At 69.5% G+C, this 24,404-nt stretch carries 24 protein-coding genes; 14 read left to right on the top strand and 10 right to left on the bottom strand.

Annotation, left to right across the window (positions count from 1 at the left end; all coding sequences use genetic code 11):
- Positions 1 to 2: 2 nt before the first annotated feature.
- The gene (locus ACFVM3_RS21870) at positions 3 to 2,354 is read left to right on the top strand and encodes a bifunctional salicylyl-CoA 5-hydroxylase/oxidoreductase (protein ID WP_378441220.1); all 2,352 of its coding nucleotides are present in this window, start codon (positions 3 to 5) and stop codon (positions 2,352 to 2,354) included.
- Positions 2,351 to 3,493, top strand: a complete 1,143-nt coding sequence (locus ACFVM3_RS21865; protein WP_378441218.1) for an acyl-CoA dehydrogenase family protein — start codon at positions 2,351 to 2,353, stop codon at positions 3,491 to 3,493. The genes ACFVM3_RS21870 and ACFVM3_RS21865 overlap by 4 nt, the downstream gene beginning before the upstream one ends.
- On the opposite strand, the gene ACFVM3_RS21860 is transcribed toward ACFVM3_RS21865, so the two are convergent.
- Positions 3,465 to 4,100, bottom strand: coding sequence for a DUF2306 domain-containing protein (locus tag ACFVM3_RS21860; RefSeq protein ID WP_378441216.1), 636 nt, complete (start codon positions 4,098 to 4,100; stop codon positions 3,465 to 3,467). The genes ACFVM3_RS21865 and ACFVM3_RS21860 overlap by 29 nt on opposite strands.
- 193 nt (positions 4,101 to 4,293) lie before the next feature.
- The gene (locus ACFVM3_RS21855) at positions 4,294 to 5,682 is read right to left on the bottom strand and encodes a GH1 family beta-glucosidase (protein ID WP_378441214.1); all 1,389 of its coding nucleotides are present in this window, start codon (positions 5,680 to 5,682) and stop codon (positions 4,294 to 4,296) included.
- A gap of 85 nt (positions 5,683 to 5,767) precedes the next feature.
- Here ACFVM3_RS21855 and ACFVM3_RS21850 point away from each other — a divergent pair, with 85 nt between their 5' ends.
- The 3 genes from ACFVM3_RS21850 (at position 5,768) to ACFVM3_RS21840 (ending at position 10,189) form a co-directional block, all read left to right on the top strand.
- Positions 5,768 to 7,012: an ROK family protein gene (locus ACFVM3_RS21850; protein ID WP_378441291.1), complete on the top strand. Its 1,245-nt coding sequence runs from the start codon at positions 5,768 to 5,770 to the stop codon at positions 7,010 to 7,012.
- 109 nt (positions 7,013 to 7,121) lie between these two features.
- On the top strand, positions 7,122 to 8,348 hold the full coding sequence (locus ACFVM3_RS21845; protein ID WP_378441212.1) for an RICIN domain-containing protein: 1,227 nt from the start codon (positions 7,122 to 7,124) through the stop codon (positions 8,346 to 8,348).
- Positions 8,333 to 10,189: a ricin-type beta-trefoil lectin domain protein gene (locus ACFVM3_RS21840; RefSeq protein ID WP_378441210.1), complete on the top strand. Its 1,857-nt coding sequence runs from the start codon at positions 8,333 to 8,335 to the stop codon at positions 10,187 to 10,189. The genes ACFVM3_RS21845 and ACFVM3_RS21840 overlap by 16 nt, the downstream gene beginning before the upstream one ends.
- Positions 10,190 to 10,262: 73 nt before the next feature.
- Here the strand turns inward: ACFVM3_RS21840 and ACFVM3_RS21835 are convergent, their stop codons facing one another.
- Positions 10,263 to 10,910, bottom strand: a complete 648-nt coding sequence (locus ACFVM3_RS21835; RefSeq protein ID WP_378441289.1) for a GntR family transcriptional regulator — start codon at positions 10,908 to 10,910, stop codon at positions 10,263 to 10,265.
- 182 nt (positions 10,911 to 11,092) lie between these two features.
- Between ACFVM3_RS21835 and ACFVM3_RS21830 the strand changes: the two genes are divergently transcribed.
- Genes ACFVM3_RS21830 through ACFVM3_RS21810 form a run of 5 tightly spaced genes read left to right on the top strand, consistent with a single transcriptional unit; the run spans position 11,093 to position 15,375 of the window.
- Complete coding sequence (locus ACFVM3_RS21830) at positions 11,093 to 12,337, top strand: MFS transporter (RefSeq protein ID WP_126730590.1); 1,245 nt, start codon at positions 11,093 to 11,095, stop codon at positions 12,335 to 12,337.
- Between the two features lie 26 nt (positions 12,338 to 12,363).
- Positions 12,364 to 13,158 carry a putative hydro-lyase gene (locus ACFVM3_RS21825; protein ID WP_378441209.1) on the top strand — a complete coding sequence of 265 codons (795 nt, stop codon included), beginning with the start codon at positions 12,364 to 12,366 and terminating at the stop codon, positions 13,156 to 13,158.
- Positions 13,158 to 13,916 carry a LamB/YcsF family protein gene (locus tag ACFVM3_RS21820; RefSeq protein ID WP_378441207.1) on the top strand — a complete coding sequence of 253 codons (759 nt, stop codon included), beginning with the start codon at positions 13,158 to 13,160 and terminating at the stop codon, positions 13,914 to 13,916. The genes ACFVM3_RS21825 and ACFVM3_RS21820 overlap by 1 nt, the downstream gene beginning before the upstream one ends.
- A complete protein-coding gene (locus ACFVM3_RS21815; protein ID WP_378441205.1) occupies positions 13,916 to 14,521 on the top strand; it encodes an allophanate hydrolase subunit 1 in 606 nt (201 codons plus the stop codon). Before ACFVM3_RS21820 ends, ACFVM3_RS21815 begins: the two co-directional genes overlap by 1 nt.
- The gene (locus ACFVM3_RS21810; RefSeq protein WP_378441203.1) at positions 14,518 to 15,375 is read left to right on the top strand and encodes a biotin-dependent carboxyltransferase family protein; all 858 of its coding nucleotides are present in this window, start codon (positions 14,518 to 14,520) and stop codon (positions 15,373 to 15,375) included. Before ACFVM3_RS21815 ends, ACFVM3_RS21810 begins: the two co-directional genes overlap by 4 nt.
- A gap of 322 nt (positions 15,376 to 15,697) precedes the next feature.
- Here the strand turns inward: ACFVM3_RS21810 and ACFVM3_RS21805 are convergent, their stop codons facing one another.
- From ACFVM3_RS21805 to ACFVM3_RS21775, 7 genes are all read right to left on the bottom strand, one after another.
- Positions 15,698 to 16,348 (bottom strand): alpha-ketoglutarate-dependent dioxygenase AlkB family protein, encoded by a 651-nt coding sequence (locus tag ACFVM3_RS21805; RefSeq protein WP_378441201.1) that lies wholly within the window; start codon positions 16,346 to 16,348, stop codon positions 15,698 to 15,700.
- Positions 16,336 to 16,473: a hypothetical protein gene (locus tag ACFVM3_RS21800; protein WP_378441298.1), complete on the bottom strand. Its 138-nt coding sequence runs from the start codon at positions 16,471 to 16,473 to the stop codon at positions 16,336 to 16,338. The genes ACFVM3_RS21805 and ACFVM3_RS21800 overlap by 13 nt, the downstream gene beginning before the upstream one ends.
- Before the next feature lie 86 nt (positions 16,474 to 16,559).
- A complete protein-coding gene (locus ACFVM3_RS21795; RefSeq protein ID WP_378441199.1) occupies positions 16,560 to 17,618 on the bottom strand; it encodes an alcohol dehydrogenase catalytic domain-containing protein in 1,059 nt (352 codons plus the stop codon).
- A gap of 9 nt (positions 17,619 to 17,627) precedes the next feature.
- On the bottom strand, positions 17,628 to 18,008 hold the full coding sequence (locus tag ACFVM3_RS21790) for a transcriptional regulator (RefSeq protein ID WP_378441287.1): 381 nt from the start codon (positions 18,006 to 18,008) through the stop codon (positions 17,628 to 17,630).
- A 181-nt stretch (positions 18,009 to 18,189) separates the two neighbouring features.
- A complete protein-coding gene (locus tag ACFVM3_RS21785; RefSeq protein ID WP_192743702.1) occupies positions 18,190 to 18,873 on the bottom strand; it encodes a metal-dependent transcriptional regulator in 684 nt (227 codons plus the stop codon).
- Positions 18,874 to 18,908: 35 nt separating this feature from the next.
- Positions 18,909 to 19,358 (bottom strand): GNAT family N-acetyltransferase, encoded by a 450-nt coding sequence (locus tag ACFVM3_RS21780; protein ID WP_378441197.1) that lies wholly within the window; start codon positions 19,356 to 19,358, stop codon positions 18,909 to 18,911.
- A gap of 5 nt (positions 19,359 to 19,363) precedes the next feature.
- A complete protein-coding gene (locus ACFVM3_RS21775) occupies positions 19,364 to 20,953 on the bottom strand; it encodes an amidohydrolase (RefSeq protein WP_378441195.1) in 1,590 nt (529 codons plus the stop codon).
- A 47-nt stretch (positions 20,954 to 21,000) separates the two neighbouring features.
- Here ACFVM3_RS21775 and ACFVM3_RS21770 point away from each other — a divergent pair, with 47 nt between their 5' ends.
- Genes ACFVM3_RS21770 through ACFVM3_RS21755 form a run of 4 tightly spaced genes read left to right on the top strand, consistent with a single transcriptional unit; the run spans position 21,001 to position 24,311 of the window.
- On the top strand, positions 21,001 to 21,744 hold the full coding sequence (locus ACFVM3_RS21770; RefSeq protein WP_378441193.1) for an enoyl-CoA hydratase/isomerase family protein: 744 nt from the start codon (positions 21,001 to 21,003) through the stop codon (positions 21,742 to 21,744).
- Complete coding sequence (locus ACFVM3_RS21765) at positions 21,741 to 23,285, top strand: ATP-dependent acyl-CoA ligase (RefSeq protein ID WP_378441191.1); 1,545 nt, start codon at positions 21,741 to 21,743, stop codon at positions 23,283 to 23,285. Before ACFVM3_RS21770 ends, ACFVM3_RS21765 begins: the two co-directional genes overlap by 4 nt.
- On the top strand, positions 23,276 to 23,917 hold the full coding sequence (locus tag ACFVM3_RS21760; protein ID WP_378441189.1) for a TetR/AcrR family transcriptional regulator: 642 nt from the start codon (positions 23,276 to 23,278) through the stop codon (positions 23,915 to 23,917). The genes ACFVM3_RS21765 and ACFVM3_RS21760 overlap by 10 nt, the downstream gene beginning before the upstream one ends.
- A gap of 58 nt (positions 23,918 to 23,975) precedes the next feature.
- On the top strand, positions 23,976 to 24,311 hold the full coding sequence (locus tag ACFVM3_RS21755; RefSeq protein ID WP_034308634.1) for a hypothetical protein: 336 nt from the start codon (positions 23,976 to 23,978) through the stop codon (positions 24,309 to 24,311).
- Positions 24,312 to 24,404 lie beyond the last annotated feature (93 nt).

Below are 24,404 nucleotides of genomic sequence, written 5' to 3'. Positions count from 1 at the left end.
ACGTGCGTATCGCGGTGTTAGGCGGCGGCCCGGCGGGGCTCTACTTCGCCACGCTGGCGAAACAGCTCCATCCCGACCACGAGATCACCGTCTGGGAGCGCAACGCGCCCGACGACACCTTCGGGTTCGGGGTGGTGTTCTCCGACGAGACCCTCGGCGGGATCGAACACGCCGATCCGGTGATCCACGCCGCCATGCGCCGCGAGTTCGCGCGCTGGGACGACATCGACGTCCACTTCCGCGGCACGGTGCACACCTCGGGCGGGCACGGGTTCGCCGCGATGAGCCGCAAACGGCTGCTCGGCATCCTCCAGGAACGCTGCGCGGAACTCGGCGTGGACGTCCGTTTCCGCACCGAGGCGCCGAGCGCGGCCGAGGCGAGCGCCGAGTACGACCTCGTCGTCGCGGCGGACGGCGTCAACTCCCCGACTCGCAACGCCTTCGCCGAGAGCTTCCGCCCGAACCTCCAGACCCGGCGCTGCAAGTACATCTGGCTCGGCACGGATCTCGTGTTCGACGCCTTCAAGTTCTACGTGCTGGAAACCCCGCACGGGATCATGCAGATCCACGGCTACCCGTACAGCGACACCGCGAGCACGTTCATCCTGGAACTGCACGAGGACGTCTGGCATCGCGCGTTCGGCGAGATCGCCGCGACCTCGCTGGCGCCGGGTGAAAGCGACGAGAAGTCCATCGAGGTCATCCGCGAGCTGTGCGCGGACGTCCTCGGCGGCCACCAGGTGTTCGCCAACAACTCCAAGTGGACCGCGTTCGCCACCGTGCGCTGCGCGAGCTGGCGGCACGAGAACGTCGTCCTGCTCGGTGACGCCGCGCATACGGCGCACTTCTCCATCGGCTCCGGCACGAAACTCGCCATGGAGGACGCGCTCGCGCTGGCCGCCTGCCTGCACGAGCAGTCCGATATGGACAGTGCGCTGGAAGCCTACGAAGCCGAGCGCCGCCCCGTCGTCACCTCCACCCAGCGTGCCGCACAGGCGAGCCTGGAGTGGTTCGAGAACATGGGTCAGTACACCCACCAGGATCCAGCGCAGTTCGCGTTCAACATCCTCACCCGCAGCCGCCGCGTCACCTACGACAACCTCCGGCTGCGCGATCCCGAGTTCGCCGCCGAACTGGACACCTGGTTCGCGTCCACTTTGGACTCCGACGTCCGGCCGCCGATGTTCCAGCCGTTCCGGATCGGGAACCTCGACCTGCCGAACCGTGTCGTCGTCTCGCCGATGGACATGTACTCCTCCGAAGACGGCGTCCCGACCGATTTCCACCTGGTACATCTGGGAAGCAAGGCGCTCGGGGGCGCCGGGCTGGTGATGACGGAGATGGTCTGCGTCTCCGAAACCGGCCGCATCACCCCGGGTTGCGGCGGCCTGTACACCGAGGAACAGGAGCGCGCCTGGGCGCGGGTGACCGACTTCGTCCACGGCCACACCCCGGCGCGCATCGGTGTCCAGCTGGGGCATTCGGGACGCAAGGGCTCGACGAAACTGATGTGGGACGGCATCGACCAGCCGCTCCCCGAGGGCAACTGGGAGATCTGCGCCCCGTCCGCGATCCCGTACAGCACGGCGAATCAGACCCCGCGCGAGCTCACGATCCCTGAGCTACAAGAGATCCGTGACCAGTTCGCTGCGTCCGCCCGAGCCGCCGCGCGCGCCGGGTTCGACCTCCTCGAACTCCACTGCGCGCACGGCTACCTCCTGTCGTCGTTCCTGTCGCCGCTGACCAACCGGCGGACCGACGAGTACGGCGGTTCGCTGGAGAACAGGCTGCGTTTCCCGCTCGAAGTCTTCGACGCCGTCCGCGCGGCCTGGCCCGCGGAGCGGCCGATGACGGTCCGCATCTCCGCGACCGACTGGTACGAAGGCGGGATCGACGTCGACGACGCCGTCGAGATCGCCCGCGCGTTCGCCGAGCACGGCGCGGACGGCATCGACGTGTCGACCGGCCAGGTCGTCAGCGAAGAGAAACCCGAGTACGGCCGCAGTTACCAGACGCCGTACGCGGACCGGATCCGCAACGAGATCGGGCGCGAGTACGGGATCGCGGTGATCGCCGTCGGCGCGATCTCGTCCTACGACGACGTCAACTCGCTGATCCTGGCGGGCCGCGCGGATCTGTGCGCACTCGGCAGGACCCACCTTTACGATCCACAATGGACATTGCACGCCGCCGCCGAGCAGGGCTATCCGATGCCGTGGCCGAAGCAGTTCGCGGCGGGCAGCCGGAAACCGCAGGGCGGCCGGACCGACGGGCCGAAACCGCGGCTGGAACTGCTGCGCTCGGGCGAAACCGGCACCGCGCACGCCCGCTGGCGACCTGGGAGCGATCGATGACCGCCTTTGCACTGAGCCCCGAACAGCAGGCCTTCGCCGACGAGGTCCGGCGGCTGGGTGCCGAAAAGCTCCGCCCGCTGGCCGAATCCGGCACCGAAGGCGCGGTGAACCGGCCCCTGCTCAAGGAAATGGGCGCGCTAGGCCTGCTCTCCCGGCTGTTCCCCGGCGTTGACGGCGGCAGCCCGAGCCGAGAGGCCGCCGCGACGGATCTCTGCATCCTGAGGGAATCCCTGGCCAGCCAGAGCACCGAGGCCGAGACGGCGTTGGCACTACAGGGTTTGGGCACCTATCCGGTACTTCAGTCCGGGCAGGACTCGCAAGTCTCGAAGTGGGTCCCCGCCGTGGCCGCGGGTGACGCCGTCGCCGCCTTCGCGCTCACCGAGCCGAACGCGGGCTCGGACGCGGCGGCACTGGAGCTCGCCGCCGAGCCCGACGGCGACGGCTGGCGCCTCACCGGCGAGAAGATGTGGATCTCCAACGCCCCCGAGGCCGATTTCTACAGCGTTTTCGCCCGCACCACGCCGGAAGCGGGCTCGCGCGGCGTCTCCGCTTTCGTCGTCCCCGCCGACCGCGCCGGGTTGTCGGGCGAGCATCTCGACCTCGTCAGCCCGCATCCCATCGGCACCCTGGTCTTCGACGGCGTCCGCGTGGAACGGGACGAGCTGCTCGGCGAACAGGACCGCGGCTTCGGCGTGGCGATGCGGACCCTGGACCTGTTCCGGCCGAGCGTCGGCGCGTTCGCCGTCGGGATGGCGCAGGCCGCGCTCGACGCCGCCGTCGCCCACGCCCAGGCTCGCGTGGCGTTCGGCGGACCGTTGCTGAAGCAGCAGACCGTGGCGCACACCCTCGCCGAAATGGCGACCCGCACCGAGGCGTCGCGTCTGCTGGTCTACGCCGCGGCCGCCGCCTACGACGCGGGTGAGCGGAACCTCGCGGGCCGCGCCGCGATGGCGAAACTGTTCGCCACCGAGACCGCGCAGTACGTCGTCGACTCGGCCGTGCAGATCCACGGCGCGCGGGCGCTGCGGCGAGGCCATCTGCTCGAACACCTCTACCGCGAGGTCCGCGCGCCGCGGATCTACGAAGGCGCGTCCGAAGTGCAGCGGACGATCATCGCGCGATCGCTGACTTCTTCCTGACCGGGCGGCGATCGAGATACCACTGCGTGGCGAACAGGACCAGCGTCATGCTCAGCCAGGCCGTGATCGCGGCGACCGACTGGGTCAAGGCGAGTTCGCTGCCGCCGAACGTGGTCTCCAGCTGCGGTTGCAGCGTGATCAGCGCGATCGGCCCGACCACCCGGCTCACGATGATCGACATGGTCAGCGCGAAACTGCGGATCATCCAGCGCCGGTGATCGCCGAACCGGCGTTGCCTCGCCGCGCGCCAGCCGGCGAACGTGCACGCCAGCCACAGCACCCCGGCCAGGACGTTGGCCACCCGCGTCGCCGGGCCGAACGGGCTCATCGCGCCGACGGTCAGGGCCAGCAAACCCGCCGGGAGCACCCCGGCGAAGACGTACACCCGGCCGATCTTCCGGTGCACCGCCGGGTACTTCGCCCGGAACCACGGCCAGATCTGGAGCAGCGCGCCGACCATCGCGATCGAGCCGAACAGCACGTGCGCCGCGAGGAACCAGTAGTGCGACGTGAACCCGGGCGGCTGCGGAACCCGCGACTGCGCCGGGTCCATCGCCAGATACGGCGGCATGGAGAAGGCCAGGAACACCACGACGACGACGGCCATGGGGCCGACCCACGGCCTTCGCCACCACGATTTCCGTGGCGCCGCCTCCCCATGGTCACGTTGCTCGAGCCTGACGGTCATCACTGTCCCCCACGTATTCCGGTAGCGGCAAAAGACTTTCCGCTGCCGAACCTAGGACGCGGGTCCACCGGGAAGAATGGAGCGGACCGCCGGTTCGAGGGTGGAGCTGGCCCTACCGCCGTCCGCCGCGCACCCGCTCGACGATGTCGCGGTACGCCAGCCCGCTCTGTTTGATCGTCCGCGCCTGCGTCTCGCGGTCGACCCGCACCAGGCCGAGCCGTTTCGCGTAGCCGTACGCCCATTCGAAACTGTCCAAAAAGGACCAGGCGAAATAACCGCGGACGTCCGCGCCCGCCCGCCGCGCGGCGGCCGTGGCGGCGATATGCGCGGACAGGTACTCGGCGCGGTCGTCGTCGCGGACGAAGCCGGTCTCGTCGGGAACGTCGGTGAACGCCGCGCCGTTCTCGGTGACGTAAAGCGGCAGGCCCGGATAGTCGCGGCTGATCCGGACGAGCAGTTCGGTGAGCTTGTGCGGCAGGATCTCCCAGCCCAGCGCCGTCGACGGGGCCCCGAACGGGACCTTGCGGAACGCGGGCATCCCGAAGTGCTCGACCGGGTTCCCGTTCTCCTCCACCCCGGAATACCTCGTCCCGAAGTAGTAGTCGACGCCGAGGAAATCGAGCGGGGCCGCGATGATCGACGGATCCCACGGCTCCGACGGCAGGCGGATGCCCTGCCGCGCGAGGGTCTCGAGCACGTCTTCCGGGTACCGGCCGTGGACGAGCGCGTCGAGGTAGAACCGCGTCCCGAGCCCGTCCTCGAAGCGAGCGGCGGCCCGGTCGGCCTCGCTCGGGGTGGCCGGGTCGGCGGTGCTCAGGTTGAGCGTGATGCCGAACTCGGTCCCTGGTGGCGCGAGTTCCCGCATCCGCCGCACGGCGAGGCCGTGGCCGAGCAGCAAATGATGCGCCGCCGCCATCCCCGCCTTCGGGTCCCGGCGGCCGGGCGCCATCACCCCGTGGACGTACCCGTGCATGGCCGTGCACCACGGTTCGCTCAGCGTCGTCCAGTGGCGCACCCGGTCGCTCAGCCGCTCGAACACGAGCATCGCGTAGTCGGCGAACCGGACGGCGGTGTCGCGCGCGGGCCAGCCGCCCGCGTCTTCGAGGTGCTGCGGCAGATCCCAGTGGTACAGCGTCAGCCAGGGATCGATGCCGTTGTTGAGCAGTTCGTCGACCAGCCGGTCGTAGAAGGCGATCCCTGCCGGGTTGACGCCGCCGCGCCCACGCGGCTGCACACGGGGCCACGAAACGGAGAACCGGTAGGTGTCGACGCCGAGTTCCTTGAGCAGTGCGACGTCGGCGGGCATCCGGTGGTAGTGATCGCAGGCGACTTCGCCGGTGTCACCATTGTCGACCGACCACGGGGACCGGGCGTAGGTGTCCCAAATGGACGGTGTTCGTCCGTCTTCCTCGACCGCGCCTTCGACCTGGTACGCCGAGCTGCCGACACCCCACCGGAAGTCCGGCGGCAAGCCGCCGATGAGCTCGTCGTCCCCCGTCATGACCCCTCGTCCCCCTTATTTCACCAGTTGATACATGGCGGAGGCTAAGGTCGTGGGGCATCCTGGAAAGGTCCGCCGCCACAAGATGGGTATCCGCATGCCTGCCAAGCGCACCACCGTCCGTGACCTGCGGCGGCACAACCGTTCCCTCCTGTTGTCGAAACTCTACTTCGACGGCCCGCTCAGCCGCCACGAATTGAGCGGTCTGACCGGTTTGAGCGCCGCGACCGTCAGCAACGTGACCGCCGAACTCGGTGAAGAACGCCTCATCACCGAGGCCGGGCTGGTCGACTCCGACGGCGGCAGGCCGCGCGTCCTGCTCCGCGTCGACCCGGCGTACGGGCATGTCGCCGGCGTCGACATCGGCGAGACCGGCGTGAAGGTCGAACTGTTCGACCTCACCATGAACCGGCTCGCCTCCGTCGAGCACCCGCTCGCCTCGCCCCGGCCGGACGCGGCCGCGGCGGTCACCCAGGTGGCTTCCGGGCTCCGGGAGGTGATCACGGAATCGGGTATCGACGAAGCGACCGTGCTCGGTGTCGGCGTCGGCGTCCCCGGCACCGTCCAGCAGGGTGAAGCGCTGCGCGTGCACGCGCCCACCATCGGCTGGAAGGAGGTCCCGCTCACCGACCTCCTGCGCGCGGAAGGCGTTGAGCTGCCGTTGTTCGTGGACAACGGCGCGAAAACCCAGGGGCAGGGCGAAATGTGGTTCGGTGCCGGCCGCGGCGCGCGGCACGCGGTGATCGCCCTGATCGGGTCCGGCGTCGGCGCGGCCGTGGTCACGGACGGCACCACCTACCGGGGCTCCACCAGCAGTGCGGGTGAATGGGGCCACACGACGATCGTCTACGGCGGGCAGGAATGCCGCTGCGGATCACGCGGCTGCCTGGAGTCCTACGTCGGCGCGGAGGGCGTCCTCGCCAGGTATCGCAAGACGCGCGGCGGGAAGGCCTCGGACGAGGACGAGCAGACGCGGTTCGCCGCCCTGCTGGAGTCGGCGCGCAAGTCCAAGACCGCGGCCAAGGTGCTGGAAGAGACCGCGGGCTATCTCGGCGCCGGCATCGGCGATTTGATCAACCTGTTCAACCCGGAGCGGATCGTGCTGGGCGGCTGGGCCGGGCTGGCGCTCGGCGAGAAGTACCTGCCCGAGATCCGCCGGGTGGCGGGCGAGCACGCGCTGGCGCACGTGTTCGACCAGACCGAGATCGAGCTCGGACAGCTCGGCCCGGACGCGGTCGCCATAGGAGCCGCCACCCTCCCGGTCGCCGCCCTCCTGGAGCAAGGCGCGGACCCGCGCACGGCCGGGTCGAAACGGGGCACGGCCGCCTGACCTTAATTCGAGGCTGAAAAATACGTCTTGTCGCAGTGGTAGAGACCATGCATACTTTGTTGTCAGGCACAACAAAGTAGTTCTCTGCCTGCGAAGAGAGGCGACAACGATGTCCATCTCCTCCCGTTTTCGCTGGGCGGCGCTCCTCGCCGCCGGCGTCCTGCTCGGCTCACTCCCGGCCACCGCCCAGGCTCCGGCTTCCGAGGCCGCGGTCACGGCCGCGACCTTCACCGACGACTTCACCGGCCCCGCCGGTGCGGGTATCGACACGTCGAAGTGGCATTTCGAGACCGGCGACAACGTCAACAACCACGAGCGGCAGTGGTACACGTCCGGGACGAACAACGCGGCGCTCGACGGCCAGGGCAACCTGGTCATCACCGCGAAGAAGGAGAACCCGGGCAACTACAACTGCTGGTACGGGCGCTGCGAATACACCTCGGCGCGGCTATCCACGCAGGGCCAGTTCACCCAGACGTACGGCCGGTTCGAAGCGCGGATGAAACTGCCGCGCGGGCAGGGGATGTGGCCCGCGTTCTGGATGCTCGGCGCCGACATCGGCAACGTCGGCTGGCCCAACAGCGGCGAGATCGACATCATGGAGAACGTCGGCTTCGAGCCGAACACGGTGCACGGCACCCTCCATGGCCCCGGTTACTCGGGCGCGGGCGGCATCGGCGCGGCCTACAACGGCCCCAACTTCTCCGACGACTTCCACACCTACGCCGTCGACTGGGCGCCGAACCAGATCAAGTGGTACGTGGACGGCAACCTCTACCAGACCCGAACCCCCGCCGACCTCAACGGCAACCGCTGGGTCTTCGACCATCCCTTCTACCTGATCCTGAACCTCGCCGTCGGCGGCTACTGGCCCGGCGACCCGAACTCCAGCACGGTCTTCCCGCAGCGTCTCGTCGTCGACTACGTGCACGTCACTTCCAGCGAGACCGCCGGGCGCACCGGGCGGATCACCGGTATCGGCGGCAAATGCGTCGACGTCGCGGGCGCGAACACCGCCAACGGCACCCCGATCCAGATCACCGACTGCAACGGCAACGCCGCGCAGAACTGGACCATCGGCGGCGACGGCACGATCCGCGCGCTCGGCAAGTGCATGGACGTCTCCGGCGGCGGGACCGCGGACGGCACGGCCGTGCAGCTGTGGGACTGCAACGGATCCGGCGCGCAGAAATGGGCGATCAGTGGTGCGCGCGACATCGTGAACCCGCAGGCGAACAAGTGCCTCGACGCCACCGGAAACAGCTCCGCGAACGGAACGAGACTCCAGATCTGGACCTGCGGCGGTGGCGCGAACCAGAAGTGGACGACGCCGTGAAGCGGCTGCCGTTGCTCGGCGCCGCGGTGATCGCGGCGGCCACGCTCGTCGCGACCCCGGCGCGAGCCGCCGGGGAAACCGTGAACATCTGGCTCACCACCACGAACGACTCGCGCGGGGTGAACGTCACGCGCGGGCTCCAGCAGCAGTCACCGGTCACCTTCGCCGCGGGCACGGGGACCGGCCAGCAGACCATCACCGTCGACGAGAACACGACGTACCAGCAGTTCGAGGGCGCGGGCGCGTCGTTCACCGACACCGCGGCGTGGCTGATGAAGGGCAGCGGCGCGTTGTCGCAGGCGACCCGCGACGAGACCATGCGGAAGCTGTTCGATCCCGTTTCGGGGATCGGTGTCAACTTCATCCGCAACCCGCTCGGTTCCTCGGATCTGGCGCGGTTCAGCTACTCGTTCGACGATCTCCCCGCCGGGCAGACCGATCCGAGCCTGGCGAAGTTCTCGATCGGCCACGATCTCGACAGCATCCTGCCGCTGACCAAGCAGGCGCGAGAGATCAATCCGGCGACCAAGGTGATGGCGTCGCCGTGGAGCGCGCCGCCGTGGATGAAGGACAACGGGAACTTCAAACTGGGCTGGCTGAAGGCCGAGTACTACCCGGTCTATGCGCAGTACTTCGTCAAGTACATCCAGGCGTACCAGGCGCAGGGAGTGCCGATCCATTACGTGTCGGTGCAGAACGAGCCGACCTGCTGCGCGAGCTATCCGTCGATGAACTGGAACGGTACGGGTCTCCAGTACTTCACGAAGACGAACCTGCTGCCCGCGCTTCGTTCCTCGGGACTGTCCACAAAGGTCCTCGCGCTGGACTGGAACTGGGACAAGTACGCGGAATTCGGCGCTCCCACGATGGACGACGCGTCGATCCGCGACGACCCGAACTTCGGCGGGATGGCCTGGCACGGCTACGGCGGCGACGTCGCCCAGCAGACCGCGGTGCACAACCAGTACCCGAACGTGCCCGCGTACAGCACGGAGCATTCGGGCGGGACGTGGGTGAGTCATCAGCAGGCCGAAGACATGGCGAACATCGTCGACTACACGCGGAACTGGAGCAAGAGCTTCATCAAGTGGAGCCTCGCGGTGGACCAGAACATGGGGCCGCACAACGGCGGCTGCGGCACGTGCACGGGCCTCATCACCGTCCACAATGGAGATTCGCGGCACGGGCAGGTCGACTACACCGTCGAGTACTACACGATGGGTCACCTGACGAAGTTCGTGAAGCCGGGCGCGTACCGGATCTCGTCCAACGACAACTCCGCGGTGCGTAACGTCGCTTGGAAGAACCCGGACGGGTCGAAGGCGCTGATCGCGTACAACACCAGCGGCGCGAGCCAGAACGTGCGCGTCAACTGGGGCGGGCAGTCCTTCACGTATACCCTGCCCGCTTCGACGTCGGCGACGTTCACGTGGTCGGGGACGCAATCGGGCGGCGGCGTCCGCACCGGCGCGATCACCGGGCTCGGCGACAAATGCGTCGACGTCGCCGGGGCGAACAGCGCCAACGGGACGGCGGTGCAGCTGTACGACTGCAACGGTTCGGGCGCGCAGCAGTGGTCGTTCCAGTCGGACGGCACGGTGCGGGCGCTGGGCAAATGCCTCGACGTCACCGGGATGTCCACGGCGGACGGCGCGCCGCTGCAACTGTGGGACTGCGCGGGCGGACCGAATCAGCGATGGGCGGCCAATGCCTCACGCGACCTGGTGAACTCCGGTTCGGGGAAATGCCTGGACGCCACCGGGAACTCCTCGGCCAACGGCACCCGGCTCCAGATCTGGTCCTGCACCGGCGCCGCCAACCAGAAGTGGGTCACCCCCTAGCCCCGTCTCGCGTTTAGTCCTCTGAATGCGGTGGTTCGCACCCCGAACTACCGCATTCAGAGGACTAAACGCGTCAGGGGGTGCGCTCGGCGTAGGCCTCGACCAGTTGGTTTTCGGCGTCGGTGAGGTACTGCGCGAGGAGCTTTTCGGCGCCAAGGCCGTCGCCTGCCTCGATACGCTCGAGGATCTCCGCGTTGCGCTTGAGGTACGGCTCGTGGAAGCGCCGCGGGTCGGCCATCATGTGGAACACCAGCCGCAGCTCGGCGAGGATGCCGCGCATCAGCTCGTCGATCCGTTCGCTGCCGCTCAGCTCGGCGATCGCCGAATGGAACCGGATGTTCGCGGTGCCGAGGTCTTGCCAACGTTCACTCCGCTCGGCGACCCTGCCGTCCTCGACGAGACGCGCGAGCTTCCCGAACGTCGGCGGCTTCTCCGTCACCGCCCGCACCGCGGAGCACTCGACGACCTTGCGAACCTTGTAGAGGTCGACGACGTCCTCGACCGGCAGCACCCGCACGAAGACACCGCGGTTGAGCTCGTGGGTCAGCAGGCGTTCGTGCGTGAGCAGGCGGAACGCCTCGCGCAGTGTGTTGCGGGAGACGCCGAGCGCCGAGCCGATGTCCTGCTCCGACAGCCGGACGCCGGGCAGGAAGAAGCCTTCCGCGATACGCGTGCGGAGGACGCCCGCGACCCGTTCGGCCGTACTGGTCCGGCTGATCATGCCGCGATCCGCCTCGAGTCCTTCTACCGAGGCAGGACCACCCTCCGCGATCGTCACGTGACCGATCCTACCTAGACACAAGAGGCTCAGCCAAGGATCCCCTTGTGGAATTGTTGAACAATACCTACAGTGGCTAACCATGTGACCCGTGCCACCCTGAGATTCACCCTCTGGAGGTGCCGATGAACGCGACAGCCACTACCGAAGACACACGCCCCTTCGCCTGGTTCCGCACGCTCGGTTCGCGAGGCCGCCGGGCCTTCGTCGGCGCGTTCGGCGGATACGGGCTCGATTCGTTCGACTACCAGACCCTGCCGCTGGGCCTTGCCGCGATCACCGCCTACTACGGCCTCTCCGGCGGCGAGGCGGGCCTGCTCGGCACCACGACGCTGGTGGTTTCGGCGATCGGCGGGATCGGCGCGGGAATTCTGGCCGACCGCATCGGCCGCGTTCGCACCCTCCAGCTCACCATCGCGATGTACACGATCTTCACCGTGCTCTGCGGGTTCGCGCCGAACTTCGAGACGCTCCTGGTCTTCCGCGCCCTGCAGGGCCTCGGCTTCGGTGGCGAATGGGCCGCCGGCGCCGCGCTGGTGGCGGAGTACTCGCAGGCGAAGTACCGCGGCCGCACGGTCGCCTTCGTGCAGAGCGCGTGGGCGGTCGGCTGGGCGCTCTCGGTCGTCGTCTACACCGTCGTCTTCAGTATCTGGAGCCCGGACATCGCCTGGCGGGTCATGTTCTGGACCGGCGTCATCCCCGCGCTGCTGGTGCTGTGGGTCCGCCGCAACGTCCAGGACGCGCCCGTCGCCGAAGCGGCCCGCGCCACGAAGAAGGAACGCGGTTCGCTGGCGGGCATCTTCAAACCGGACCTGCTGCGCACGACGTTCTTCGCCGCGCTCCTCGCCACCGGTGTCCAGGGCGGCTACTACACCCTCGCGACCTGGCTGCCCAGCTACCTCAAGACCACCCGCGGCCTCACCGTCATCGGGACCGGTGGCTATCTCGCGTTCCTGATCTCCGGCGCGTTCATCGGGTACGTCACCGGCGGCTATCTCACGGACCTCTTGGGGCGCAAGAAGACGTTTCTGCTGTTCTCGGTGCTGTCGGCGGGTCTCATCGTCGCGTACACGCAGATCCCGGCGGGCGCGAACACACTCGTGCTGTTCCTCGGCTTCCCGCTCGGGTTCTCGATGTCCGCGATCTTCAGCGGGTTCGGCGCCTTCCTCGCCGAGCTGTACCCGTCGGCGCTGCGCGGGACCGGGCAGGGCTTCACCTACAACCTCGGCCGGGCCATCGGCGCCACCTTCCCCGCCGTGGTCGGTTTCCTCGGCGCGGGCGGCGCGATGGTGTTCGGCGCGGTCGGCTACGGCATCGCCGTACTGGCGCTGCTCGGCCTGCCCGAGACTCGCGGCCGCGAACTTCTGTGACCACAATCGGAAGAGGAGGCACCGCGATGACCACCTTCGACGAACCGGCGACGTTGTCCCCCGGCGAGGCCCGCGCCCTGTTCCGCGCGGGCACGGCCCGCCCGACCACCGGCTGGGCGAACGGCTTCACCCAGACCAACCTGATCGCCGTCCCCGAGGACTGGGCCTACGACGTCCTGCTGTTCTGCCAGCGGAACCCGCAGCCCTGTCCGGTGCTCGACGTCAGCGATCCCGGCGACCCGGCGACGCGGCTGGCGCCCGGCGCGGATCTGCGCACCGACCTGCCGCGGTACCGCGTGTGGCAGAACGGCGCGCTGTCCGGCGAACTCACGGACGCGAGCGGGCTGTGGCGCAGCGACATGGTCGCGTTCTCGATCGGCTGCAGCTTCACCTTCGAATCGGCGCTGGCCGCGAAGGGCATCCCGTTGCGGCACGTCGACCAGGGCCGCAACGTGGCGATGTACGTGACGAACCGCGAATGCGTCCCGGCCGGGCGCCTGCACGGCCCCATGGTCGTCTCGATGCGGCAGATCCCCGAAGACCGCGTGGACGACGCCGTGCGCATCACCCGCGGGATGCCCGCCGTGCACGGTGCGCCGGTGCACATCGGCGACCCGGGCGCGCTCGGCATCACCGATCTCGGCAAGCCCGATTTCGGCGACCCGGTCGACGCGGAACCCGGTGACGTGCCGGTGTTCTGGGCGTGCGGCGTGACCCCGCAGGCGGCGCTGATGGCCTCGCGGCCACCGTTCGCGATCACGCACGCGCCGGGCTACATGTTCGTGACCGACAAGCTCGACAGTGAGTTCAGGGTGGCCTGATGGATCTCAACAGCGATTTGGGCGAGGGTTTCGGCGCCTGGAAGATGGGCGACGACGACGCCATGCTCGACATCGTCACCAGCGCGAACGTCGCGTGCGGCTTCCATGCCGGCGACCCGTCGGTGATGCGGCGTGTCTGCGAGCGCGCGGCGGAGCGAGGTGTCGTCATCGGCGCGCACGTCGCCTACCGCGATCTCGCCGGATTCGGGCGGCGGGCGATGGACGTCGCCCCCGCCGACCTCGCCGACGACGTGCTCTACCAGATCGGCGCGCTGGACGCGTTCGCCCGCGCGGCGGGCTCACGGGTGCGGTACGTCAAACCGCACGGGGCGTTGTACAACACGGCCGCGGTGGATCCGGAGCAGGCGGCCGCGGTGGTCGAAGGGATCCGGCGGTTCCATCCCGGGCTCGCGCTGCTGTGCCCGCCGGGATCGGAAATGGCCGAACAGGCCGAAAAGGCCGGGCTCCCCGCGTACGCCGAGGCCTTCGCGGACCGCGCGTACACGCCCGAAGGCCTCCTGGTCTCCCGGAAACTGCCCGGCGCAGTCCTCCACGACGCCGACGAGGTCGCCTCCCGGGCGGTCACGATGGCGACCACCGGCAAGGTCGTCGCCGCCGACGGGACCGAGCTGGCTCTTCGACCGCATTCACTGTGCGTGCACGGCGACACGCCCGGCGCCGTCGAACTGGCACGGCGGATCCGCGCCGGACTCGACGCCGCCGGTGTCCACATCGGACCCTTCATCGAGGCCGCGTGATGCGCGTGCTGCCCTATGGGGCGCGTGCGGCCATGGTCGACTTCGACGATCCGTCGGAGGTGCTCGGGCTGCACGCGTCACTGGAGCAGGACCCGCCGGACGGCGTCGTCGAGCTGGTCCCCGCCGCGCGGACCCTGCTCATCCGGTTCGACCCCGGCCGGACCCATCACGACCGGCTCGCCGGCGACGTCCTCGATCGGTCCACAGTGGACGTCGAACCGCGCGAGGCCGCCGAGATCGTCGTGCCGGTGCGCTACGACGGCCCGGACCTCGCCGACGTCGCGGCCGCCGCGGGCATGTCGGCGGAAGCGGTCGTCCGGCGGCACGAGGACGGGACCTACGTCTCGGCGTTCTGCGGCTTCGCGCCCGGATTCGCCTACCTGACCGGGCTCGACCCCGCGCTGCACCTGCCGCGCCGAACGAGCCCGCGCACGCGGGTGCCCGCCGGTTCGGTCGCGATCGCGGGCGAATACACGGCGGTGTACCCGAACGCCTCGCCCGGCGGCTGGCAGCTGATCGGGCGGACCACCCTGCCGGTGTGGGACGTCGAGCGGCAGCCGCCGAACCTGCTGGCGCCCGGCACCAGGATCCGGTTCACTTCATGACCGCGAAGATCGAAGTGATCCACCCCGGGGTCTTCACCACCGTGCAGGACCTCGGACGGCCGGGGCTGGCCGCGATCGGCGTCGGCCGGTCCGGCGCCGCCGACCGCGGTTCGCTGCGGCTGGCGAACCGGCTGGTCGGGAACCCCGAGAGCCACGCGGCCCTGGAATGCGTTCTCGGCGGTCTCGTCCTGCGGTTCCCGGCTCCGGCGACCGTCGCCGTCACCGGCGCGCCCTGCTCGATCACCGTCGGCGGACGGGCTTTCGGTTCGGACGCGCCGATCCCGGTCGGCCCCGGCGACGAACTCGTTCTCGGGATGGCTGCTCACGGTTTGCGTTGCTATGTCGCGGTGCGTGGCGGCGTCGACGTCCCTCCGGTGCTGGGCGCGCGGGCGACCGACACCCTCGGCGAACTCGGCCCGCCCGCGCTTTCGGCGGGGATGACCCTGCCGGTGGGACAGGAGGTGCTGGCCCATCCCGGGGTGGATCTCGCCCCTCGCGCTCCCTTGCCCGGCGTCCCCGTTCTGCGGGTCACTCCGGGGCCTCGGGTTTCGTGGTTCGTTCCCGGCGCACTGTCCACTTTGGTCTCCTCCGGTTACGTCGCCACCGCCGACGTCGATCGGGTGGGTGTACGGCTCGAGGGTCGCGTGCTGTCGCGGGCGCGTGGCGGCGAGTTGCCGCCCGAAGCCGCCGTGCCGGGCGCGGTGCAGGTCCCTCCTTCGGGGCAGCCGATCCTGTTCCTGGCCGACCATCCGGTGACCGGGGGCTACCCGGTGATCGCGGTGGTGGAGGAAGCGGATCTGGATCTGGCCGCGCAGGTGCGGCCGGGGCAGCGGGTGCGGTTCCGGCTCTCGTGAGTGGTGAGGACGGTTCTCTTTGAGGGGTAAGTCAAAGGCGTCGTGGTCGCGGGCGGGGCCGGTGGTGGGCTGAAGGCTCCCTTCGCCGCGTCTAATGTGGTGAAGGGAGCCTTCGCCCCGGCCACTCACCCGCGCCGACCACCTCGCCGCCGGCGCCCGTGTCGCGAAAGCCACGTTCGCGACGCCTGATGTCCCGAAAGTGGCTTTCACGACACGTTCGACAGGTTGGAAGCCCGTGAAGGCCTCCTTCCCTACCCTCAGGGTAGGCGAGGAGGCCTTCACGGACCGGCAGAGCGCGGTGAACCCCTACACCACCTTTGCCTTACCCCTCAATAGAACCGTCCTGACCACTGACGAGTCCCGATACCCGCAAAGTGATGTTCAATCGCCCCACCAGCCCCAGCGCCGGATCAGCGGTCCCCGCCAGGATCCGAGGCACCCCGTGGAAGGCCAGCCGGGACTCCCCGCCGAACACGAACAGATCCCCCGACCGGAGATCCACATCCGTGTACGGCCGCCCGCGATCGACCGTGTTCCCGAACCGGAAAACGCAAGCGTCCCCCAGGCTCAGCGACACGACGGGTTCCAGCGAAGCCTCGTCCTTGTCCTGGTGCAGGCCCATCTTCGCCGCGGAGTCGTAGAAGTTCACCAGCGCGATGTCCGGCTCGTACGACGACGGACCATACGCGGCGGAAACGGCACGCCGCCCGAGATCGCCCAGCCACGAGGGGAACGGCAGCACCGGGGAGCCGTCCGCGGTCACCTTCGAATACCGGTACGGGTGCCAGTGCCAGCCGAGGCAGACCGTCCGCACCGACATGACGCCGCCGTTCGGCAGCCGCGTCCGCCGGTAGCCACGCCAGCCGCGGCACGCTTCGACCAGGCGACGTTGCCCGTCGAGGTCGAGCCAGTCGGGAACATGCACCGCGCCGGGCGCGACTTCGGTACGCGGGCGAGGGATCAGCGCGTCCACGCCTCGAGTTTGCCAGGGCGCGCGCCGACGATCCGATGGCCCCGCACCAGGACACCCGCCGCGACGAACCAGCGCAGCACGGACCTGCCGAACCGCGGCCGGGACGGAGCGTCCATGACTGTCACGGCCAAGCAAGCTGCCACAAAGTGCCGGGAGACGCCACCTTTCGGACTACTCCGATCGGCCGGTTGACCACGGTGCGTTCACCCGGTCACGGTGCGAATTCGACCACCGTCACCCCGGCCCGCGCGGGCACCGGGTCGTTCATCGCCGCCAGCACCGCGGGGACGTCGTCGAGGCCGATCCGGTCGCCGATCATGCCTTCGAGGTCGATTCCGGCCGTCTCCACCACCCTCAGCATCTCGGGGTACTCGTGCGCTTGCAGCCCGTGGATGCCGACGATCTCCAGCTCCCCGCCGATCACCCGGTGCATCGGGATCGGCGCGATGCCCTGCGCGGGCGGCATCAGCCCGGCCTGGACGTGCCGTCCCCGCTTCCGGAGGCTGCCGATCGAGGCGGCACAGGTGGTCGGCGAACCGAGGCAGTCGAGGGAGACGTGCGCGCCGCCGCCGGTCAACTCCCGGACATGGAGAGCCACGGCTTCGTGGGCTTCGAACGCGGACGGATCGACGGTCGAAGCAGCCCCCATCCGCACGGCCAGCGCCCTGGCCTGCGGAGACGGGTCGACGGCGACGACCGTCGCACCGGCCGCGACGGCCAGCAGGATCGCCGAGACGCCGACCCCACCGCAGCCGTACACCGCGACCTGCTGCCCAGGCCGGACCCCGCCCTGGCGCAGCACGGCCCGGAACGCCGTCCCGAACCGGCAGCCCAGCGCCGCCGCTTCGGCCGCGGAGAGCGAGTCCGGCAGCGCCACGAGGTTGACCTCGGCGTTTTCGATGGCGACGTACTCGGCGAACGAGCCCCAGTGGGTCGCGCCCGGCTGGAACTCGCGGTCGCAGATCTGCTGGTCACCGGCCGCGCACTGGGCGCAGGTGCCGCAGGCGCAGACGAACGGCACCGTCACCCGGTCGCCGGCCGACCAGCCTCGGACGCCCTCGCCGAGCGACGCGATCCGGCCGGCGAGTTCGTGCCCCGCGACGTGCGGCAGCTTCACCGACGTGTCGTGCCCCTGCCAGGAGTGCCAGTCGCTGCGGCACACCCCGGTCGCCTCGACGGCGATCACCACCCCGCCCGGCGGCGCGACCGGATCCGGCACCTCGCGTACCTCGGGCAGCACCCCGAACTCCTCGAAGACGACCGCCCGCACCCGCGCTCCCTATGTGTCCCGGCCTCGCTGCGTCACGATGCCCTCGCCGGGCACCGTACACCGGGCCGCCCGCCCTCGCGGCGGCCCCAGAAGCCGTGACAGGGACTCCGGCGGCACCCCGAGGACCTCCTCGAGATTCTTGAGCACCAGCAGGGACTCCGGCCGTTCCGGACGGCAGCGGCCCGACTGCCAGTGGCTCAGTGTCGCGAGACTGACCGAGCACCCCCGCCCTCTGAGCCGGTACCGGATCCGATCGAGGCCGAGGCCTCGCGCCCTGATCGCCGCCCTGAGGGCGTCCGCGAACGGCCCCGTCTCCAGCAGCCGCCTGAGTTCACGTCCTTCCGCCACCCCCCGGTCGATGGTGTGTGTCCGCTGACCGGTCATCTTCATCGCCTTCGTACGCTCGCTAGCCACCCGGAATAGCGCAGCCTAGGCGCGGGATCACATGATCGGAAGGGTCTTGGATCACCTGTCGGCGCGGCAGCCGGGTGACGTAATTATGCAGAGACGTAGGGAAAATTCCCACCGCGGCCGGTACTCGTCCACTGTGGACACGGCGGACACGGGCTGCTCAGCGCAGCGCGACCGACAGCGCCTGCGCGATCTCCTTGCCGATGGCGTGGGTCGCCGCGTCCGGCGGCGAGCCGACCTTGACCACCATCGGGCCGCCGAACGGCTGGCGCTCGACGACCTCGATCCGCTCGCCGAGGCCGATGGAGTGCTCGGTGAGGTAGCGCAGGAGCTCCGGATCGGTGTCCCAGACGCGGACGATCTCGCCGACCGCGCCGGGCGGGAGGTCGTCGAGGATGCGCATCGGCATCTCCTCGACGCTGCCGTCGGGCGCGGGGATCGGGTCGCCGTGCGGGTCTCGCACCGGGTTCCCGAGCTTCGCGGCGATCCGCTCGACGAGCCTGTCCGACACCGCGTGTTCGAGCGCGTCGGCCTCGGCGTGGACCTCGTCCCAGGTGTAGCCGAGTTCGGACACCAGATACGTCTCGATCAGCCGGTGGCGGCGGAGCACCGAGCGGGCGAGCAGCCTGCCGTCGGTGGTCAGCTCGATCCCCCGGTACGGGACGTGCGCGACCAGCCCGAGCTGGGACAGCTTGGTGACCATGCCGGACGCCGACGACGGGCTGACCTCCAGCCGTCCGGCCAGCGACGTGTTGGTGACGGCCTCACCGCGTTCCACCAGTCCGTAGATCACCCGGACGTAGTCCTCCACGGACGACGACCTGCGGCTTGCCCCTTCACCCATGTGTGCGAGTTTACGGCTTGCCGCTCATCTGCGACTCACCCAGCGTGGGGTCGCCAGCGGTACCGGATCCAGCCGGGGACGGGTTCGGCGCCGAGCTGAGCGTAGAACGCCTCGCCCTTCTCGTTGCCCTCCTGCATGTCCCATTCGACCCGGCCGGGCGTCCGCGCGCTCAGCTCGTCGAGCAGTTCCCGCCCGAGGCCGAAGCGGCGGTGTTCCGGGCGCACGAAGAGGTCGTCGAGCCAGATCCCCGGCCGGGCCTCCCAGGTGGAGAAGTTCCAGCTGCAGAAGGCGAAGCCCGCGATCTTGTCCGGTTCACCCGGAGGGGTGGCCAGCAGCACCCAGGCCTTCGGGTCGGGCCCGAAGAGGAACCCGGCCATCTCCTGCCTGTCGAGCTTCAGATCGTGTTTGTCCTCGTAGACCGCGTGCTCCTCGATGAGCGCGCAGATCTCCTCGATGTCGTCCGCGACCGCGTCCCGTACCGGCATGGGTCTCAGCTCCGTTCGTAGACGATGTCGCCGCCGACGGCGGTGGCGACGACGGTGATCGAATCCAAAGTGGACTCGTCGGTCGGGTCGGCCGAGAGGACGGCGAAGTCCGCGAGCTTGCCGACCTCCAGCGTGCCCAGGTCCTCCTCGGCGAAAGCGGCGTACGCGGATCCGTACGTGTACGCGCGCAGGGCTTCGGCGGGCGTGAGCCGCTCATCGGGACCCAGTACGACGCCGGACGCGGTCTTGCGCCGCACCATGTCGGCCAGCGCGAGCAGTGGCGCGCCCTCGACGACCGGGCGGTCCGAGCTGGCCGGCAGCACGCATCCCGCGTCGAGCAGGCTCTTGAGCCGGTAGCACCACGGCTCGCGTTCGGGGCCCAGCGCGGCCCGCATTCCGTCGCCGATCTCGTTGACGAACCGGCCCTGCGGCGAGGCGATCAGCCCCAGCGACGCCAGCCGCTTCAGTTCCCCTGGCCGCAGCACCGCGCAGTGCTCGATGCGGTGCCGGTGGTCGGGCCGCGGGTCGGCCTTGAGCGCGGCCTCGTAGGCGTCGAGGACGACGGTGATCGCGCGGTCACCGATGGCGTGCGTCGCGATCTGCCAGCCCGACTTGTGCGCGGCGGCGATGGTCCGCGCGATCTCGTCCTCGGGCACCTGGAAGTAGCCGACGTTGCCCGGCTCGCCCGCGAACGGCTCGTGCATCGCGCAGGTCCGGCCGATCAGCGATCCGTCGGCGAACAGCTTCATCGCGCCGAGCCGCAGCCATTCGTCGCCGAACCCGGTGCGCATCCCCAGGTCGAGACCGAAGCCTGCCCCCGCGTCGAGGTCGTGGAGCACGCTCGCCGCGACCATCACCGTGCTCCGCACGCGCAGCACCCCGCGTTCGCGTGCCAGCTGGTACGCGGCGAGTTCGGCGGGGGTCTCCCCCACGAGGCCCCCGCCGATCCCGGCCTCCTGGACACTGGTGATGCCCTCGGCCAGGTACCGCTCGCTCGCCCTGTCCAGGCCGCGGACGACCCGCTCCACCGGCGTCGGGTAGGTCAGCGGCCGCAGCATGAGCTGGGCCTGCTCGCGCAGCAGACCGGTCGGCGAACCGTCCTCGTCGCGGACGACGTCGCCGCCCACCGGCACGTTCCCCAGGTCCAGCCGCTCCAGTACCGCGGAGTTGACCACGGTCATATGCCCGGACGTGTGCTTGAGCCGCACGAGGTGGCCGGGGGCGGCGCGATCGAGCCCCTGCCGCGTCGGATGGCCGCCGACGAGCTTGTTCTGGTCGTAACCGCTGCCGATGATCCAGCCGCCCGGCGAGGTTTCGGCCGCGCGCCGCGCGACGGCGTCGTACACCTCGTCGACGCTGCGGCAATCGGACAGGGCGACGTCGTCGAGGGCCATGCCGAACCAGGCCATGTGGTTGTGCGCGTCGTGGAATCCGGGCACGACGACCGAGCCACTGAGATCCACACGGCGTTTCGCGGAAAGCTCGGCGGCGTCGTCACCCAAAGCGACGATTCTTCCGTTCAGTGCCGCCAGCGCTACGGATTCCTCCGTTCCAGTGAGGAACCGGGCGTTCTCGTAGACCGTGTCGACCCGCATGAATCCGACTCTATCGATCGATCGATCGGTCGTCTAGGCTCGCTGTCATGAGCACCGTGGACTACGCACTCGACGACGGCATCGCCGTGATCCGGCTGAACCGCCCGGAGCGGCTCAACGCGGTGGTCGCCGAACTGGTCGACGACCTGCTGGAGGCCCTCGACGCGGCCGCCAAATCGGACGCGCGCGCCGTCGTGCTTGCCGGCCGGGGGCGGGCGTTCTGCGCCGGTCACGACCTCAAGGAGCCCACCCCGGAGGGTGACTCACGCCCCCGGCTCGACCGGCTACAGGACGTGACCCGCCGTCTTCGCGGACTGCGCCAGCCCGTCATCGCCGCGGTCCACGGCTACGCGATCGGCGCGGGCGCCGAGTTCGCGATGGGCTGCGACCTGATCCTCGCCGCCGAAGACGCGGTGTTCGCCTTCCCCGAGGTCTCCTTGGGCCTGAGCGTCACAGGCGCGGCGTCGCGATTGCTGCCGCTGCTGGTCGGCCCGCTGAAAGCCAAGGAGCTCCTGCTGCTGGGCGAACGCGTGAGCGGCGCCGAAGCGGCCCGGCTCGGCCTGGTCAACGCCGCCCTGCCCGTCGACGACCTGATGGACACCGCCCTCGCCTGGGCGGCCAAGATCGCCGCGCATCCGGCGGCCGCGGCCACGATGGCCAAACGCGCCCTCGATTCCGGCATCGACAGCTCCCTCGACGCCGCACTCGAACTGGAAGTCAGCCACGCGCTGATCACCGAGCACTCCGCCGAGGTCGCCGCCTCGGCCGAAGCCTTCCGGAGCCGGACATGACCTCGCTCGCCGGGATCGACACCCTCCTCGGACTGACCACCAGGGCCGCCGCGCTCTGGCCGGACAAGACGGCGTGGATCTTCGACTCCACCGGGGAGAGCTTCACGTTCGCCGACGTCGACGCGCGCAGCACCGAGTTCGCCCGCGCGCTGCTGGAGCTCGGGGTGGAACCGGGTGACCGGGTCGCGGTGATGCTGCGCAACCAGCCCGAGTTCCCCTTGCTGTGGCTGGCGTTGGCCAAGATCGGCGGGGTACTCGTCCCGGTCAACACCGGATATCGCGAGTTCGACGGCGCCCACGTGCTCCGGCACTCCGGCGCCAGGTTCGCCGTCGCCGCCGAGGAATTCCTGGAGCTGCTGGACAAGATCGCGCCGGAGACCTCGCTGGAACGCGTGCTCACGCCCGGCGAACTCACCGGCTCCGGTACCGCCCCGGTCTTCACGAGCGAAGCCGAACGCCCGGTCAACATCCAGTACACCTCGGGGACCACGGGCGCGCCCAAGGGCTGCGTGCTGCCGAACCGGTATTGGACGACCCTCGCGACCGGCCTGGCCACGGACTACCCGTCGGTCGGCACGGACGACGTCATCCTGACCGCGCAACCGTTCCATTACATCGATCCACAGTGGAACGTCGCGCTGGGGCTCGCGGGCGGCGCGACCCTGGTGGTGCTCGACCGCTTCCATCCGTCGAAGTTCTGGGACAAGATCCGCGAACACGGTGTCACCTGGTTCTACTGCCTCGGCCTGATGCCCACCCTCCTGCTGCGGCAGCCGGAAAGCGAGCTGGACAAGGCGCACCAGGTCCGCGCGATCTGCGCTTCGGCCATCCCGCGCGACCTGCACGCCGCGCTCGAAGCACGCTGGGGCACACCGTGGTACGAGGCTTTCGGCATGACCGAGACCGGCGGCGACATCCGGATGTACCCGGCGGATCACGAGGAGACCGTCGGCACCGGCTGCCTCGGCAGGCCGACACCCTCGCGCGAGGTGATGATCGCCGGCGAGGACGGGAAACCGCTGCCACGCGGGGAAACCGGTGAGCTGCTGATCCGCGGGGTCGGCCTGATGCACGGCTACCACGACGATCCCGAAGCCACCAGGCGCGCGTTCGACGGCGGCTGGTTCCACACCGGCGACCTGGCCACAATGGACGCCGAAGGCCGCGTGTACTACGTGGGCCGCACCAAGGACATGATCCGCCGCAGCGGCGAGAACATCTCCGCGGACGAGGTCGAACGGGCGCTGCAACTGCACCCGGCGGTCAAGCTCGCCGCCGTCATCGCGGTGCCGGACGACATCCGCGGCGAGGAGGTCAAGGCGTACATCGTCCTCGACGAGAACGAGGGGCACCGGTGCGAGCCCGCCGAGCTGGCGGAGTTCTGCTCGGCGAAACTGGCCTACTTCAAGGTTCCCCGGTTCTGGGCCATCGCGGCGGAACTGCCGATGACACCGTCGGAACGGGTCGCGAAGGGCGAGCTGAAGAAGGCGGGCGACCTCCGCGCCGGTTCCTGGGACAGGACCACCGGAACATGGTTGTGAGCACCCGCGAACGCGTCCGCCAGGCGGCGGTGAAACTGTTCGCCGCCAAGGGGTTCCACGGCACCGGCATCCGGGATCTGGCGCAGGAGGCGGAGCTGTCGTCCGCCAGCCTGTACCACTACATGGGCACCAAAGAAGATCTGCTGGTCGCCATCATGAACGAGTCCCTGCGGCGCCTGCTCGACGCGGCCGAGCGGGCGACCGCCGGGCTCACCGATCCCGTGTCGCGGCTCGGCTCCCTGGTGGCGCTGCACGTGCTCGCACACGCCATCCAGCCGGATGACACCCGCGTGGTGGACAACGAGGTCCACGCGCTGACCCCGGGTGCCAGGGCGGAAGTGGTGGGGCTGCGCGACGCCTACGAAAGACTGTGGGCGGACGCCATCGAGGACGGTGTCGCGGCGGGCGTCTTCCACACCGACCAGCCTTCCGTGACCCGGCTCGCACTGGTGGAGATGTGCAGCGGGGTCGCGCGCTGGTATTCGCCGTCGGGGCCGCTTTCCCTGGATCAGCTGGCCGCGCATTACGCGGAACTGGCGCTGCGGGCGCTCGCCTGTGCAGGCAGGCTGGACGTCACGGCTTTGCAAAACTGCCGTGAAGTGGTCTCGGGAGTGTGGCGAGTGCCCGTTTAGCGGCGACTTTAGGGCCGTACGCCTTGCTCAGACGGCTTCTCTGGGGGACGCTCGAAGGGTGACTGAGCAAACGATCCAACTCGAACTGGACGACTCGGGTCTCTCGCCGGCGTTGCCGGTGCCTTCGAACCCCCGTGATCAGGTGCAGGACGTCCCCTACCGCCCGGTGGGCTTCCGTGACGACGACCTGCCCACGGCGCTCGAACGGTGCGCGACATGGCTACGCCAGGCTCAGGAGTGGCTCGGGGAACCGGTCGATGTGCTGGCCGTCCATCTCGACTACGACGACCGCAAGGGTTCGCCGTACTACGACGTGAAACTTCTCTGCAACGAAGAGGACCTGGCCGGGGTCCCGATCGCGATGCGGAACCAGAAGGACGAGGACGAGGACTAGAGAGACCGACGCCATGAAGGGGCCTTTCATCGCGAAATTTGCGATGAAAGGCCCCATCATGGCACTTGGGCCGCGTCTCGTGCGGTGAAGGGA

Source organism: Amycolatopsis sp. NPDC057786, from assembly GCF_042797905.1.
Taxonomy (GTDB): Bacteria; Actinomycetota; Actinomycetes; order Mycobacteriales; family Pseudonocardiaceae; genus Amycolatopsis.
This window is presented reverse-complemented; position numbering and strand designations above follow the sequence as displayed.